Origin of the sequence: Mycobacterium sp. (assembly GCF_044342925.1) — a bacterium.
GTDB lineage: Bacteria > Actinomycetota > Actinomycetes > Mycobacteriales > Mycobacteriaceae > Mycobacterium.
On the sequence record NZ_JBIIOV010000017.1, the window covers coordinates 1 to 15,537 of the forward strand.

The following is a 15,537-nucleotide window of genomic DNA, read 5'->3' on the forward strand; positions in this document are numbered from 1 at the left end:
CACCCGGTCGGGACCGACGACCTCCAGGCGCGCGCCGGTGGAATGGTTTGTGGCGCTGAGATATTCCCGGGTCGCTTCGCTCCTGCCCTCCGATGAGTTGTCGCGCACCTGCCAGGCATCCGGCGGGGCGAGTCGGTGCACCGGGTTGACCGCGGTGCGGCCGGCCCACAGCACGTCCGGGGAGTCCAGCACGATAGCCAGTGGGCCGGCGACGTCGCCGCGAACCTGCAGCCGCGAGACCACCGGCTGGGGCTGACGCCCAGCGGCCAGCACGTCGGCCACGGCGGCGTACTCGAAGCGGTCCAGAAGTTCCCCGACCGGCTCGTCGACCCGGGTGATACCCGCGACCGCTTCGGTGCCCGGGATGATGCACACCTGATCGGCACTGTAGCGCTCGTCGTGGGCCTGCCACAGCGAGTCGCTGCGCCACCACCGGCGGACGTCCTTGTCGATCACCGGCACGAAATTCACCGGCTTGCCCGGTTTCTTGCACAGTTCGGTGAAGAACGGCGCGTCGGCGGGATGCAGCAGCACCGAGGCGGCGTCCGGGTAGCGCTCCAGCAGGGCGTTGATCGCCCGGTCCGGATCCTCAAGCAGCGCAATGTCATTGAACAACGTCTCGATCAACCCGCTGTCGACAGCATCCAGCCGGGCCTCGGCGCGCTGCAGTATCGCGGCGAAGCGGTCGCGCCAGGTGATGTCCAACCAGGGCGAGCCGGGCGCCTTGGTATCTGCGGTGCTGCTGCCGTCGCCGATGGCCAGCTCGACGTAGCGGCGCAGCCACTGCAGGTAGGTCATCTCGGCGATATCGCCGAAATACGGCTTGGCCGTTGCGGCCATGGCGGCGATGATCTCGTCGCGCCGGGCCGCGACGGCGTCGGCGTCACCGGCGACCTCGTCGAGCAGCCGGCCGCAGCGGGACGCCGAATTGTCGATCTCGTGGATGTCCGCGCCGAGCTGGCTGCGCCCGGAAGCCATGCCGTTCAACGCTTTTCCGGCGCCCACCCATTGCTCGGTACCGGCGGTGTCGACCAACATCTGCTTGACCGACGCCGAGGTGGTGGCCTCCAGGCAGGCCATCGCGGCGGTGCCGACCAGGATGCCGTCGACCGGCATCAAGGGGTAGCCGTAGGCAGCCGACCAGCGGCCGGTGAGGTACTCCGCGGCGCGCTCGGGCGTGCCGATCCCGCCACCGGCGCAGATGGTGATGTTGGACTGCGAGCGCAGTTCGGAGTAGGTGCTCAGCAGCAGATCGTCGAGATCCTCCCAGGAGTGGTGACCGCCGGCTCTGCCGCCCTCGATGTGGACGATCACCTCGTGGGTGGGCACCTCAGCGGCGATCCGGATGACCGAGCGAATCTGCTCGACGGTGCCCGGCTTGAAGCACACGTGCGCGATACCGGCGCTGTGGATTTCGTCGATCAGCTCAACAGCCTCGTCGAGATCGGGAATGCCGGCGCTGATCACCAGACCGTCGAACGGGGCACCGGCCTGACGGGCCTTCTGCAGCAGGCGTTTTCCGCCTACCTGCAGCTTCCACAGATAGGGGTCCAGGAACAGCGCGTTCAACTGCACCGCGCGGCCGGGCTCGAGCAGTTCAGTCAGTTCAGCGACACGGCGGTTGAAAATCGGCTCGGTCACCTGACCGCCACCGGCCAGTTCGGCCCAGTGCCCGGCGTTGGCGGCCGCGGCGACGATCTTGGCATCGACGGTGGTCGGCGTCATGCCGGCCAGCAGGATGGGCGAACGGCCGGTGAGCCGGGTGAACTTGGTGGACAGCTTCACCGCGCCGTTGGGCAGTTCGATCAGCGCGGGCGCGTAGCTCGACCACGGCTTGCTGACCTCGGGGGCCGCGCCGACGGTGAAAAGGTTGCGCTGGCCGCCGCGGGTGGCCGCCGGCACGATGCCGATGCCAAGTCCGCGGATCACCGGGGAGGTGAGCCGGGTCAGAAGGTCGCCCGGTCCGAGGTCGAGGATCCACCGCGCCCCGGCACGCTCGATGCCGTCGACCGCCGCGACCCAGTCAACGGGGTCGACCATGAGGGCTTGGGACTGGCCCACGGCCTCGTCGACGTCGATTCCGATGATCTGCGCCCAGCGTCCGACGATGCCCACGCCGTCTGCCAGCAGCGGCGTGTGGTAACCGACCTCGACGGCCACCGGGTCGAACATCGGCGAGAACACCGCCCCGCCCCGCAGCTTGTTCTTGCGCTCGGCGGCCTGCTTCTCGGAGATCTGCTCGCAGTACAGCTGGAATCGGGACAGCTGTTCGGGCGTGCCGGTGAGCACGACTGATCGCCGCCCGTTGCGGATGGACAGCACCGGCGGCTGCACCGTGCGCACGTCGCGGCTGAACTCCTCCAGCAGCTCGGCGATGTGATCGGGCTCGGCGTTGGTGACCGACAGCATCGGCGGCCGGTCGCCCAGCGCGACGACGCCGCGACGGCGGGCGACCAGAGTGCCGGCCGCACCGCCCAGCTGCGCCAGTGCCAGTAACTCGACGTCCTTGGCCCCGCCGGCCTTGAATGCCGCGGCGGCCATCACGCCCTGAGAATGACCGGCCAGCGCGACGGGAGGAGCTCCGGCGAAGTCCATACCCTGACGGCTCAGGGCGCGGGTAGCGGCGATCTGGGTCAGCAGCACACCGGGGATCGACACAGCGGCCGACACCAGCTGGCGCGCGGTCGGCACCGGTTCCCCGGCCGCCAGCGCACGGATCCAGCGCAGCGGCTCGAAGCCGATGGGCCGCACGACGACGAGTTCGTCGGCCACCGGCCGCAGCAGCAGTTCGGCTTCATCGGCGATCTCGGCCAACTCGGACTCGATGCCGGCGGTGGTGACGATCTCCTCGAGGTTGGCCAGCCAGGTCGAGCTGCCCTGTCCACCGAACGCCACGGCATACGGTTCGCCGGCGTTGAGTCGGTCCACGAGGGCGTGCGGAGTCTGCCGCCGAGCGTCGTCCGCTGTCGTCAGGCTGTCGTGCTCGTAGATCGTCATTCTCGTCTCCCTCACCGCATCTTTTGCGCTCTAAGAGTCGCATAAGAATGGCCGGGTTTTTTCGCCTGGATTTGTTACTCGCGAGTTCTACGGATGAGTAACCGAGCGTTGGCATAACGGCAGGCAGATACACCCCGCGGCAGCTCAAGACAAACCGCCTGCGTGTGGGTGGTTACGCTTGAGTAACCACAACGCCGCAGTTCACGATATGATTGTTATCAAATCGTTACCCAGCACTGAGGGCGCTGCCGGTGTCCCGTGACGACGCGACCACCGCAGGCGCTGACCGGAAAGCGGTCGACAATTGTTCACTCAACCGCACCGAATTGCCTGGCACGCATCAGCCAGCAAATACCTACTAATGAGTAGGTTATTTCACATCCACTGGCCGAATTGCGGCTTGAGGATGTTGTTCAAGTCCACCCCGACACCGGCGACCTTGCGGGCGTCGATCTCGAACTGGTGCAGATGCGCCGCCGGGTGGACGACTCCCTGCGGGGTTCCCCAGTTGTGCTGCCAGAACCAGGAGCCGATCCCGTCCTGCAGCGCCCACTCGATGGTCCTGGAGTTGCCGTAGACACCGACCCGCGACTTGCCGATCACTTCTTCCCAGGCCCGCAGGTACGGTGCAACCTGCTGTTTGTACTGCTCAAAGCTGGGATTGTCGTCGATCGAGGCGTAAATCGGCGCGGTTGCGGGGCCGCCTGCGGCGGTGTGCAACTCCACTCCGCGCTGCGCGTGCTTGATACCGGCGGCCTGCCCGCCCAGCCAGTCGGCGGTGTCCTGCTTGCCGAACTGGTAGTTGGAGACGATCTTCAGACCGGCCTCGGAGAGCTCCTGGGCCTCGGCCAACTGCATGGGCTTGCCCAGCATCCAGCTGGCACCGGGACGACGGTCGGACACATAGCGAATGGCACCCAACCCGCCGGCGGCCTTGATGTCGGCGGCGCTGAGCACCCCGGCGGAGTAGTCGAACAGCACGCCCAGCGAATCCGCGGTGGCCGCGGCCGGTGCGACGGCACCGGCCAGTGCACCCAGACCCAGTGCCGCGGGCGCCGCGGCGGCGATCTTGAGCACATCCCTGCGCGTGACGGACATGTGCCACACCATAGGGCAGCCATCCGCGGGTCGACAGTTCACACCGACTGGCTGGGCAAATGGGGCTGACTGGTAGCGTGCGGAGTTGTTTCAGCAGTCAAGCATGAGGAGAGCCGGCGTCCTTGTCGGGTAGACATCACGTTCGCAGCACCGGCAGCGGATCACCGGCCGTCCGGATCGTCACGACCACCGTGGCCGCCGCAGCCCTGCTGTTCGCGGCGGTGGCCATGGCGTTCCGGTACCAGCCGGTGACCAGCATCCCGCGTTTGGTCCTCTCCGTCGGTGCGACGTTCGTTCCGCTGATCGCGCTGGTCGGTCTGGTGGCGGCGGTTCTGGCACGACGGAAGACGCTGATGATCGCCGGCGCCGTCCTGATGGCGACCACCCTGGCCATCCAGGTGGCCTGGTATTACATCGGCAACAACCGACACCCCGAAATGGGCGCGTACACCGAAGTCCGGGTGCTGTCGTCGAACCTCCGGTACGGACGCGCGGACCCCGAGGAGTTCGTCGGGCTGGCGTCCACGAGTGCCGATGTGATCACCGTCGCCGAACTGACCCCGGAAGCGGTCGACCGCTACGTCGCCGCGGGCATCAACACGGAATTTCCCTACTCCCTCCTCAAACCCGGCCCGGGCGCGGGCGGAATCGGCCTCTGGAGCCGTTATCCGCTGACTCCGTTGACCGCCATCCGACACCGGGCCGTCACGATGCCCGCGGCCCGCGTCGACGTCCCGGGCGTGACGAACAAGCCTGTTGTTGCCAGCGTCCACATCATGTCGCCGGTCTCCGATGACAAGAACACCGTCGAGGACTGGAGCGCCGGCATGGCCGGGGCGAAGGCGCAACTGGACAACTTCGCCCGGGAGGCGGGTCCGGGCGCGGTGATCATCGGCGGCGACTACAACAGCACCCCGGATATGCGGCAGTTCCGTGACCTGCTGACCGACGGGTACTCCGACGCTGTCCAACAGCTGGGGTCAGGATTCGCCCCGACGTTCAAAGCCGATCACCCACTGCCGCCGCTCATCACCATCGACCACATCCTGACCCGTAACGCCGCCGCCACGACGATCGAGACGGTGAAGATCACCGGTTCGGATCATCGCTCGCTGCTGGCCACGGTCCGGGTTCCGCTCGACCCGGCGGCCTGAGCATCGGCGTCAGCGCAACCGGCCCGGGTGACTGAATTTCGCTGCGCGACGGCCGATCCGGTGTTCCAGGCCGCGGGTCCGCGGCACCGGTCCGGCCGGACGCACAGGTTCGGCGTAAAAGACAGCCTTGGTGATTTCCACCAGCACCAGGTAGGCCGCCGTCAGCAGTGCCAGGGCGGCGAAGAACTGCCAGGGCAGCGGCCGGAAGCCGAGCGGCTGACCCACCGGGGCGAGGGTAAGGACGATGCCCACGGCGATCACCCCGACGGTGGCGGCCATCAACACACTGCCCGGCCGGCTGCGGAAGAACGGGATTCGCCGGGTGCGAATGGCCACGATGATCAACGTCTGGGTGGCCAGCGACTCGATGAACCACCCGGTGCGGAACTCTTCCGGCCCGGCGTGCAGGACACCGAGCATTAGCCCGAAGGTCATGAAGTCGAACAGCGAACTGACCGGGCCGAAGGTGAGCATGAACCGTCGGATGAACGCGATGTTCCAGTGCGACGGGGCGTGCAGCTGCTCCTCGTCGACCCGGTCGGTCGGGATGGCCAGCTGCGAGGTGTCGTAGAGCAGATCGTTCAACAGAATTTGGCTGGGCAGCATCGGCAGGAAGGGCAGCACCGCCGAAGCGGCGGCCGCGGAGAACATGTTCCCGAAGTTGCTCGACGTGCCCATCAGCACGTACTTGACGGTGTTGGCGAAGATCCGGCGACCCTCGGCCGCCCCGGCGGCCGCCGCCTCGGCGGAGGTCAGCCCCTCAGCGACGCTCGCCGTCACGGCCGGAGCGCGGACTCCAGCAGCAGGCGCCGTTCGGCGGCGGCGACGTTGCGCCGGGTGCGCTCGGCGACATCGGGGGTCACCGAGATCGAGGTGATGCCCATTCGCACCAGGTGCTCGGCGAAGTCGGGCCGGGTCGACGGCGCCTGCCCGCACAGCGACGCGGTGATACCGAGCCGGCGGGCGGTGCTGATGATCTGGCCGATCGCGTCGAGGACGGCGCCGTCGGACTCGTCGAACAACTCCGCGCACACATCGGAGTCGCGGTCGACGCCGAGCATTAGCTGGGTCAGGTCGTTGCTGCCGATCGACACCCCGTCGATACCCATCCCGACGTACTCGGGCAGCCAGTACACCACCGAGGGCACCTCGGCCATCACCCACCGGTGCAGGCCGCGCTGACGCCCCAGCGGGCTGGCGTCGATCAGCGACAGGCACTCCTCGAGTTCCCACTTGGTGCGGACGAACGGAATCATCAGGTGCAGGTTGGGATTGTGTTCCCGGACCCGGGCCAGTGCCTGCAATTCCAGGGCGAACACGTCGGGCTGCTTGACGTAGCGGTAGCAGCCGCGGTAGCCGATCATCGGGTTGTGCTCTTCCGGCTCGTAGGCCTCACCGCCGGCGAGCTTGCGGAATTCGTTGGTGCGGAAGTCGGTGGCCCGGTAGATCACCGGCCGCGGTGCGAACGCCGAGGCGACCCGGCCGACGGCCTCGGCGAGGTTGTCCACCAGGGTGTTCTGCTCGCCGCGGGCGATCAGGTCGCGCGGGTGCCGGTTGTTCAGGGCGTCGGTGAGGATCAGTTCGGCGCGCAGCAGCCCCACCCCGTCGACGTCGAGCTTCGCCGCCCGTTCGGCGGCGTCCGGCATGGCGACGTTGACGTAGATCTTGGTGCCGGTGACCTCCGCCGGAATAGCCTGTGGCGCAACGCGTTCTGCGGTGACGGCTGCTTTCTCCCCCTGCGCCTCCTGGGCCCGGCCCGCGAGCACCCGGCCGTGGGTGCCGTCCACCGTGACCACCATGCCGTCCTTCAGGACTTTGGTGGCCGTGCGGGCCCCGACGATGCACGGCACGCCGAGCTCGCGGGCGACGATGGCGGCGTGGCAGGTCATCCCGCCGGTGTCGGTGACCAGCGCGGCGGCCCGTCGCATGGTGGGCAGCCAATCCGGGTTGGTCATCTGCGCCACCAGCACTTCACCGTCCTGCAGGCGGGCCCCGTCGCTGACGTCGCCGAGCACCCGCACCACGCCTGAGGCCGCACCCGGTACCGCGGGAATGCCCTGCACCAGCACCTCATGCGACTCGGCGGTGCGGGTGCCGGCGCGCTTCAGCGTGGTGATCGGCCGGGTCTGGACGATGTAGGTCTTGCCGTCGGCGATGGCCCACTCAGTGTCCTGCGGGCAGCCGGCATGCTTCTCGCTGCGGATGGCGATCTCGGCGATCCGGCGGACCTCGTCGTCGGCCAGTACCCGTGACTCGGCCTCGGACTCGTCGAGTTCGACCCGCTGATCCTTGCCGTCGTCGCCGCGGACGATCTTGAACGACTTGTACCCCATTCGGCGGGAGAGGATTTCGCCGTCGGCCTTGGACACCACGTAGGTGTCGGGCTCCACAGATCCGGACACCACCACCTCGCCCTGGCCGAAGGCGCCCTCGACCACGACCCGGTCGGTGGCGTCGGTGGTGGGGTCGGCGGTGAACGCCACCCCGGACCGCTCGGAGGCGATCATCAGCTGGACCACCACGGCCATCGCCGGGTCGGCGTGGAAGCCGCGGCTGGCTCGATAGGCGACCACCCGCGGGCCGAACAGTGACGCCCAGCACTCCTGCACCTTCTGGATCAGGTCCTGCTCACCGCGGACGTTGGTGAACGTCTCGTTCATGCCGGCGAAGGAGGCGTCGGCACCGTCCTCGCCGGTGGCCGAGGACCGCACGGCCACAAAGCAATCCGGGCCCATCGCCCGGTAGGAGTCCAGGATCTTCTCCCGGACCTCGTCGGCCATGCCGGCCCGCAGGACGGTGGCCTTCATCTTCTGGCACATCTCGTCGAATCGCGCCGGATCGCCGGCGTGCAGCACGGCTTCGCGGTGCGCGGTGTTGAGTTCCTCGGTGACACCGGCCGCACTCATCGACGCCAGGTAGCTGTCTCGCAGCACCACGAATCCGGGCGGCACGGGCAGCCCGGCGTTGACCATCTCCCCCATGTTGGCGCCCTTGCCGCCGGCCTCCTCGGCCTCGGCCATGCCGAGGTTGGCAATGTCTTCGACGAATCGCATGCGTTCTCCTTGTTGTCCAGGGCTCGGCGTTCTACAGGTCTCGGCAGATGTCCAGCGCCTCGGCGACGGACTCCGACAAGTCCCGCGTGGTGTCGATACGGTGCGCTTCCGGCCAGCTGCCGTGGTGGGGCTCGCGGTGGACCAGCGCGGTGGCGATGTCGGGGGTCACCTGGGAGGTGGTGCCGGTTCTCGTTCGGATACGCACGACGGTCTCGTCCAGCGAAGCGACGCAGGCGAGTTCGGCCAGTGCCGAATGGGCTGCCACCTCCCGGGCGCGCTGCCGCTGCCGGGGATCGCTCCAGGTGCCGTCGAGGATCACCGTGCGCCCCTCCGAAAGACCACGACGCGCCTGCCCCAGCACGGCGTCGTACACCGCCTCGATGTTCTCCCGCGTGTACAGGCCCTCGCCCAGGATGCCCGGTTCGCCGGTGATCTCGCCGCGGGCCACCATCTGGGCACGCACGTCGTCGGTGGAGATCACCTGCGCACCAAGCTTTTCGGCTAGCGCGCGGGCAAGGGTGGTCTTGCCGGTGCCCGGACCGCCGCCGACCAGGATCAGTCGCACCGATCCGGTCCGCAGATGCTCCAGCGCGATCTGCAGGTGGCGCCGGGCGTCGTCGGCGGATTCGACGTGGCCCTGGGTGTAGCGGACGCACTCGACCTTGGCGCGCACCACCGCGCGATAAGCGATGTAGAAGTGCCGCAACGACTCCGGCGCGTCATCGGCCGCCAACTCCAGGTAGCGCCGAAGGAAGAAGGCACCGAGATCGGGCCGGCCCAGGAACTCCAGATCCATCGCCAGGAAGGCGGCGTCGTCGACGCCGTCGACATAGCGCAGCCGGTCGTCGAACTCCAGACAGTCCAGCAGCGCCGGCCCCTCAGGCATGCAAAAGATGTCGTCGGCCAGCAGGTCGGCGTGGCCGTCGACGATCCGCTGTGCGTTGATCCGCTCGGCGAGCAGCTCCGAACGCCCGGCCAGGAAACCCAGCGCCCGCCGACCGATGTCGGCGACCACCACCGGGTCCACCCCGGGCACCACACCGGCGGCGTAACGGTCCAACTCGACCAGATTCTCCCGCCAGCGCCCGGTCACGGCGTCGACGGTCGCCTGCTCGTCGACCTCCCGGCCCCGGTGGGCGCCGGCATGGAATCGGGCCAGGATCGCGGCGATCGCCGCCAGCGGTTCTGTGACGTCCTCGCCGCGGCGGACCATGCCGGCCAGCCGTCGATCGTCGGGATGGCGGCGCATCACGATCACCGGCTCAGGCGCCTCACCAGGCAGAGGCGGGTGGAAGTGGCCGACGCCCAGATAGCTGTCCGGCGCCAGCCGGCGGTTGAGTTCCACCTCGTGCGCGCAGGCCTGTTCCCGGTAAGCATGGGTGGAGAAGTCCAGGAAATCGGTGACGACGGGCTTTTTGACCTTGTAGGCGAGGTCACCGACGAAGATGACGAGCCCGGTGTGCGTCTCGGCCACCCCCGGGCACAACACAGCGTCGGCCATGCCTTCGATCCTGCACCCGCGAGGCGACCACCGCGAGGGTCTTAAGCCCCGAGCCGGGTGGCCGCATTTCGGCTTATCGTTGATCACGACCGCAGGGGGTGGGAGATGAGTGCGTCATCGATCGACTCTGCGACGCTGGCCAGGGTGGTGCAAGTGGCCTGCCGGGCGCCGTCGGTGCACAACAGTCAGCCGTGGCGGATGACCGCCCAGGACGGCGAACTGCGGTTGTTCCTGGAACCGCACCGAGTGCCGCATGCCACCGACCGCAGCGGACGGGAGGCCGTGATCAGTTGCGGTGCGCTGCTGGACCACCTGCGGGTGGCCGCCGCGGCGGCCGGGTGGAAGGCCCGGATCGAGCGCTTCCCCAACCCCAACGAGCTCGATCACCTGGCCACCATCGACTTCCGGCGGGTGCAGTTCGTCAGCGACGCCGACCGGGCGCGCGCCGACGCGATCCTGCAGCGCCGCACCGACCGGCTGCCGTTCGCCGCTCCGGCGAGCTGGGAGTTCCTGGAGCCGGTGCTGCGCACGACCATCGACACCGAGAAGGCCACGTGGGCGGTGCTGCCGGACTCGGCGCGGCCTCGGCTGGCCGAAGCGTCCCGGCTGACTGAGGCCATGCGCCGCTACGACAGCTCGTACCAAGCCGAGTTGCGTTGGTGGACTTCGCCGTTCGAAGTCTCCGACGGGGTTCCCTACAGCGCATTGGCGTCGGCGTCCGAACGCGGGCGAGTTGAGGTGGCGCGAGCGTTTCCGTCCGACTCCCATCCCGACCGCCGGCCAAAGGTGGATCGCGATCACTCGGTGATCGCAGTGCTGTGCACAGACGGCGACGGCCGCCGGGAGGCGCTGGGCTGCGGGGAGGTGCTCTCCGATGTGCTGCTGGAGGCCACCATGGCGGGGCTGGCGACCTGCACGCTCACCCACCTGACCGAATTGGACGCCAGCCGCGCCATCATCCGGGCGCTGGTGGGTGACACCGGCGACCCGCAGGTGCTGATCCGCATCGGGCAGGTGCCGGCATTCGACGATCAGCCGCCGGCCACGCCGCGTCGGCCGCTGGCCGACGTGCTGACCGTCAAGCCCTAAAGAGACTGTTCGACACGCTGCTTTAGGCCCAGCAGCATGCCGCGGGTCATCACCGCCATCACCGGACCGAAGGCTTCGGCGCCCAGCAATTCACCGCGGGCGCGCAGCGTCGACCGGGTGCGCACCAGCAGCCGGCAGCGGTCCTCCCACGGCGTCGTCAGGTGGAACGACCACACCCCGTCGAGCGGCAGACCGGGCGGCTGCATGCGCAGCACCATCGCATGGCCGTGGATCAACTGCACCACCGGGAGCGCGATGCCGTCGCGCAGGCCCATCCAGCCGGGCGGGGCCAGCCGGATCACGTCGCCCACCGCGAGGTCCTGCCACTCCGGATGGATCCGGTCGGCGTTGCGGTGCTTGATGCCGACCAGGTTCTCCAGCTTTTCGTAGCTGTACATGCCGGCGCGGTCGTAGCCCATCTGCTTCAGCCACGGCCACACCTGCGAGGAGGGCGCCTCGATCCAGATGCCCTCGGTGGTCTGCGTCGCCGGCTCGGCTACCAGTTCGTCACCGGGCAGCGGCGTCTCGCACTCTTCTTTCGTCGTCCCCCAGTTGCGGTAGTAACGCCGCGCCGCATACAGCGCGGCACTCGTCACAGCACCCCCGGCCATTCGCGCCCACATCTTGACAGTCTTACCCAAAGTGGGCTTGCGCGCAGGCTCCCGGCTGGACTGCTGACCAACGGCCCTGCCACACTCGCGCGTCACTACCTACCCTTGAGGTGTGGGTCCCTTGACCGGACCTGCGGCAAGGGGGAGGAAATCATGACGCGATCAACGGGCGTCCGCCGTCATCAACCACGCCGGATCTTCACCGACCGCCGGGAGGCGGGCCGGGTGCTGGCCGGCATGTTGGGCGCCTACCGCGGCCGACCCGACGTGATCGTCCTGGGGCTGGCTCGCGGCGGCCTGCCGGTGGCCTTCGAGGTGGCCCGCTCCCTCGGCGCCCCGCTGGACGCGTTCATCGTCCGCAAACTCGGCGCGCCGGGACACGAGGAGTTCGCGGTCGGGGCCCTGGCCAGCGGCGGCCGGGTGGTGGTCAACGACGACATTCTGCGGGCCCTGCGGGTCACCCCGGAGCAGTTGCGTGAGGTCGCCGATCGGGAAGCGCGGGAACTAATCCGCCGCGAGGCGGCCTACCGGGGTAATCGCCCGCCGCTGGAGGTCACCGGCAAGACGGTGATCCTGGTCGACGACGGTCTGGCCACCGGGTCGTCGATGATGGCGGCGGTGCAGGCGCTGCGCGATGCGCAACCGGCCGAGATCGTCGTCGCCGTCCCCGCCGCGCCGGAGTCCACCTGCCGCGAGTTAGCCGGACTCGTCGACGACATGGTGTGCGCGTCGATGCCGACCCCGTTCCTGGCGGTGGGCGAGTCGTTCTGGGACTTCACCCAGGTCACCGACGAAGAAGTGCGGGCCCTGCTCGCCACACCGACCACCGGCGCACCGCCGGCCCCGGTGACTCCGACGCCGGCCGAACTGGTGGCCGCCGTGGCGGTCGATGCGCCGGGCGGGGTGCCGCCGCGCGACGTGCTGGAGGCTCTGATCGGCGACGCCCGGGTGGTGCTGATCGGCGAAAGTTCGCACGGCACCCACGAGTTCTACGAGGCCCGCGCCGAGATCACCAAATGGCTGATCCAGGAAAAGGGCTTCAACGGCGTTGCCGCCGAGGCGGATTGGCCGGACGCCTACCGGGTCAACCGCTACGTGCGCGGGCTCGGCCAGGATGCGGAACGAGACGACTCTCCCGAGGAGGCGCTGCGCGGGTTTGAGCGGTTCCCGGCCTGGATGTGGCGCAACACCGTGGTCCGCGACTTCGTCGGCTGGCTGCGCTGGCACAACAGTCTGACTGGCCAGGAGGGCCCGGGGCAATGGGTGGCAGACGGCCGGCGCCAGGCAGGTTTCTACGGACTGGACCTCTACAGCCTGCACCGCTCGATGCAGGAGGTGATCGGCTACCTCGACTCCGTCGACCCCAAGGCCGCCACCCGGGCCCGCGCCCGGTACGCCTGCTTCGACCACTCCGCCGGCGACGACGGGCAGGCCTATGGCTATGCCGCGGCGTTCGGCGCGGGACCGAAGTGTGAACGTCAGGCAGTCGAGCAACTCCTCGAATTGCAGCGCGGCGCAACCGAATACCTGATCCAGGACGGTGAGCTGGCCGAGGACGAGTTGTTCTACGCCCAGCAGAACGCCGCGACGGTGCGCAACGCCGAGGCCTACTACCGGGGCATGTTCGCCGGCCGGGTGACGTCGTGGAATATGCGCGACAAGCACATGGCCGAGACCTTGAGCGCGCTGATCGCCCACCTGGACCGGACCGGCGGTCCCGAACCGGCTCGGATCGTGGTGTGGGCGCATAACTCTCACGTTGGGGATGCCCGCGCCACCGAGGTGTCGGCGGACGGCCAGCTGACCATCGGCCAACTGGCCCGCGAACAGTACGGCCAGGACTGCCGGCTGATCGGGTTGTCCACGTATTCCGGTACGGTGACCGCGGCCAGCGACTGGGGCGGGGTGGCCGAACACAAGACGGTGCGCCCGGCGCTGCCGGGCAGTATCGAGGAACTGTTGCACCAGACCGGAAAAGGTGACTTCCTGGTGGAGATGCACACCGGCTCACCGGCGTCCGCGGCGCTGGACGTGGTGCGGCTGGGCCGCGCGATCGGGGTGATCTATCTGCCGCAGACCGAGCGGCAAAGCCACTACTTCCATGTCCGGCCGTCGGATCAGTTCGACGTGATGATCCACATCGACACCACCCGGGCGCTGGAACCGCTCGAGCCGAACAGCGTGTGGATCGCGGGGCAGAATCCGGAAACGTACCCGAGCGGTCTGTGAGAGTGTCGGGCGTGCGCACCACCGACATCGTCACGCTGTGCATGAATCCGGCGCTGGACATCACGACGAGCACCCCGGTGGTGCGCCCCACTGAGAAACTGCGCTGCGCGGGCGTGCGTTACGACCCCGGTGGCGGTGGCATCAACGTCGCCCATGTGGCCGGGGTGCTGGGCGCCTCAACGATGGCGGTGTTCCCGGCCGGTGGGCCCGCCGGCGAATTGGTCCACAGCCTGCTGGTCGCCGAAGGCCTTGCCCTTCATCGAGTGTCGATCGGCGGCTCGACCCGGGAAAGCTTCACCGTGAACGAGACCAGCACGTCGGGGCAGTATCGCTTCGTCCTGCCCGGACCTGAGCTGACGGTCGCCGAGCAGGCGGAATGCCTGCTGCAGTTGCGGCGGGCGGCCGAGTCGGCGACCTTCGTGGTGGCCAGTGGAAGCCTGCCGCCCGGGGTTCCGGAGGACTTCTACCAGCGGGTGGCAACCGCCTGCTCCGAGCTCGGCGTGAAATTCTTGTTGGACACCTCCGGCGGGGGTCTGACGCACGTCGACTCCGGGGTTTTCCTGCTCAAGCCGAGCGTGCGGGAACTGCGTGAGTGCCTGGGCCTGGAACTGAGCAGCGAGGCCGAGCAGTTGGCCGCCGCACGCGCACTGGTGGCCCGCGGTGTGGCCGAGTGCGTGCTGGTGTCGCTCGGATCGCAGGGGGCGCTGCTGGTCACCGCCGGAGAGGCGCACCGCTTCGCCCACGTCGACGTTCCGCCAGGCAGCGGCGTGGGCGCCGGCGATGCGATGGTCGCTGGTGTCGCGGTGGGGCTGACTCGCGGCTGGCCGCTGACCGAGGCGGTCCGGCTGGGGGTCGCCGCCGGGGCGGCGATGCTGCTGACGCCGGGCTCGACACCGTGCACCCGGGAGGACGCCGAGCGACTGTTCGCGCAGACCGCGCCCCCGGTAGCGGTCGGCTGACGGCAGAATGACCCCATGACCCAGTCGTTCACCGCACCCGCGATCGTCGTCGGCGTCGACGGGTCGCGCGGCGGGGTCCACGCCGCGCTGTGGGCGGTGGATGAGGCCGTCGGCCGCGAACTGCCGCTGCGCCTGGTGGCCGCGGCCGAACACGGCGATGCCGGACACGCCCAGGAGGTCGTCGGGGCCGCCGCCGAAGCGGTGCGGGCAACCGACCGGCCGGTGTCCGTCGATACCGAGGTGGTGGCGGCAGGACCGACGGCGGCCCTGCTGGAGGCCTCCCGCAATGCGGTGATGCTGTGTGTCGGCGACGTGGGTCTGCGGCATTTCGACCAGGCCCGGGTCGGGTCAACGGCCGCCGCCCTGGTGGCCTCGGCGCACTGCCCGGTGGCGGTGGTGCGCGGCGGCCGGCACCCGGCCGTCTCCACAACGGGGTGGGTGGTGACCGAACTCGACCAGACTCCAGACTCCGCCGCGGTGCTGCAGTACGCCGTCGAGGAGGCCCGGCTGCGCCGCGCCCCACTGCGGGTGGTGGGCACCTGGCAGTCCGACGGACACGAGCCGCAGGCAGTGGCGCAGTCCGGAAAGCTGGTCCGCGTGCAGCTGGACCGCCGCCTTGAGCAGTGGAGACGGCGCTATCCCGACCTGGACGTGCTGCCGGTCGCGGTCCACGGCAGCGCCCTGAGCTACCTGGCCGACAACGCCGCGGCCATCCAGCTGGTGGTGATCGGGGCCCGCAATACCGCCGCGGTAGGCGAACTGCTGGGGCCTGCCGGGCTGTCCGCCCTGCATGACACCGACTGCTCGGTCTTGGTGGTGGATCGGCAACGACTCCTCTGAGGAGAG

Annotated in this window: 10 protein-coding genes and 1 pseudogene; 5 read left to right on the forward strand and 6 right to left on the reverse strand. The window is 69.0% G+C overall.

Translation table 11 applies throughout. The features are described from left to right. Window positions 1-2,997 (reverse strand): fatty acid synthase subunit beta domain-containing protein (locus ADBZ6I_RS03430; RefSeq protein ID WP_526380884.1); only part of this gene is annotated, 2,997 nt, incomplete at its 3' end. A 375-nt stretch (window positions 2,998-3,372) separates the two neighbouring features. After that, entirely contained in the window at window positions 3,373-4,095 is a 723-nt protein-coding gene (locus tag ADBZ6I_RS03435) for a glycoside hydrolase domain-containing protein (protein WP_526380886.1), read from the reverse strand. A gap of 122 nt (window positions 4,096-4,217) precedes the next feature. Here ADBZ6I_RS03435 and ADBZ6I_RS03440 point away from each other — a divergent pair, with 122 nt between their 5' ends. Further along, complete coding sequence (locus ADBZ6I_RS03440) at window positions 4,218-5,249, forward strand: endonuclease/exonuclease/phosphatase family protein (RefSeq protein ID WP_526380888.1); 1,032 nt, start codon at window positions 4,218-4,220, stop codon at window positions 5,247-5,249. 9 nt (window positions 5,250-5,258) lie between these two features. On the opposite strand, the pseudogene ADBZ6I_RS03445 reads toward ADBZ6I_RS03440, so the two are convergent. From ADBZ6I_RS03445 to ADBZ6I_RS03455, 3 genes and pseudogenes are all read right to left on the reverse strand, one after another. Beyond that, a pseudogene (locus ADBZ6I_RS03445) lies at window positions 5,259-5,984 on the reverse strand (cation transporting ATPase C-terminal domain-containing protein); the annotation flags it as partial. A gap of 41 nt (window positions 5,985-6,025) precedes the next feature. After that, a complete protein-coding gene (ppsA, locus tag ADBZ6I_RS03450; protein ID WP_526380890.1) occupies window positions 6,026-8,302 on the reverse strand; it encodes a phosphoenolpyruvate synthase in 2,277 nt (758 codons plus the stop codon). A 31-nt stretch (window positions 8,303-8,333) separates the two neighbouring features. Next, complete coding sequence (locus ADBZ6I_RS03455) at window positions 8,334-9,803, reverse strand: bifunctional aminoglycoside phosphotransferase/ATP-binding protein (protein WP_526380892.1); 1,470 nt, start codon at window positions 9,801-9,803, stop codon at window positions 8,334-8,336. Window positions 9,804-9,908: 105 nt separating this feature from the next. Here ADBZ6I_RS03455 and ADBZ6I_RS03460 point away from each other — a divergent pair, with 105 nt between their 5' ends. Beyond that, window positions 9,909-10,892 (forward strand): Acg family FMN-binding oxidoreductase, encoded by a 984-nt coding sequence (locus ADBZ6I_RS03460; RefSeq protein ID WP_526380895.1) that lies wholly within the window; start codon window positions 9,909-9,911, stop codon window positions 10,890-10,892. Here ADBZ6I_RS03460 and ADBZ6I_RS03465 read toward each other — a convergent pair. Next, window positions 10,889-11,515, reverse strand: a complete 627-nt coding sequence (locus ADBZ6I_RS03465) for an SRPBCC family protein (RefSeq protein WP_526380897.1) — start codon at window positions 11,513-11,515, stop codon at window positions 10,889-10,891. The two genes, ADBZ6I_RS03460 and ADBZ6I_RS03465, sit on opposite strands and share 4 nt — an antisense overlap. A gap of 141 nt (window positions 11,516-11,656) precedes the next feature. Here ADBZ6I_RS03465 and ADBZ6I_RS03470 point away from each other — a divergent pair, with 141 nt between their 5' ends. From ADBZ6I_RS03470 to ADBZ6I_RS03480, 3 genes are read left to right on the forward strand one after another with little or no spacing between them, the layout of a single operon-like run. Continuing rightward, the gene (locus ADBZ6I_RS03470) at window positions 11,657-13,732 is read left to right on the forward strand and encodes an erythromycin esterase family protein (RefSeq protein WP_526380899.1); all 2,076 of its coding nucleotides are present in this window, start codon (window positions 11,657-11,659) and stop codon (window positions 13,730-13,732) included. 11 nt (window positions 13,733-13,743) lie between these two features. After that, the gene (locus tag ADBZ6I_RS03475) at window positions 13,744-14,691 is read left to right on the forward strand and encodes a 1-phosphofructokinase family hexose kinase (protein ID WP_526380901.1); all 948 of its coding nucleotides are present in this window, start codon (window positions 13,744-13,746) and stop codon (window positions 14,689-14,691) included. A gap of 15 nt (window positions 14,692-14,706) precedes the next feature. Continuing rightward, window positions 14,707-15,531 (forward strand): universal stress protein, encoded by an 825-nt coding sequence (locus ADBZ6I_RS03480; protein WP_526380903.1) that lies wholly within the window; start codon window positions 14,707-14,709, stop codon window positions 15,529-15,531. The last annotated feature ends 6 nt before the right edge of the window (window positions 15,532-15,537 follow it).

Bases quoted from the DNA above. Each gene is read 5' to 3' on its own strand.
- ADBZ6I_RS03470 (WP_526380899.1), top strand. From the start codon at position 11,657: ATGACGCGATCAACGGGCGTCCGCCGTCATCAACCACGCCGGATCTTC.
- ADBZ6I_RS03460 (WP_526380895.1), top strand. From the start codon at position 9,909: ATGAGTGCGTCATCGATCGACTCTGCGACGCTGGCCAGGGTGGTGCAA.
- ADBZ6I_RS03465 (WP_526380897.1), bottom strand. From the start codon at position 11,515: ATGTGGGCGCGAATGGCCGGGGGTGCTGTGACGAGTGCCGCGCTGTAT.
- ADBZ6I_RS03480 (WP_526380903.1), top strand. From the start codon at position 14,707: ATGACCCAGTCGTTCACCGCACCCGCGATCGTCGTCGGCGTCGACGGG.
- ADBZ6I_RS03435 (WP_526380886.1), bottom strand. From the start codon at position 4,095: ATGTCCGTCACGCGCAGGGATGTGCTCAAGATCGCCGCCGCGGCGCCC.
- ADBZ6I_RS03455 (WP_526380892.1), bottom strand. From the start codon at position 9,803: ATGGCCGACGCTGTGTTGTGCCCGGGGGTGGCCGAGACGCACACCGGG.
- ppsA (WP_526380890.1), bottom strand. From the start codon at position 8,302: ATGCGATTCGTCGAAGACATTGCCAACCTCGGCATGGCCGAGGCCGAG.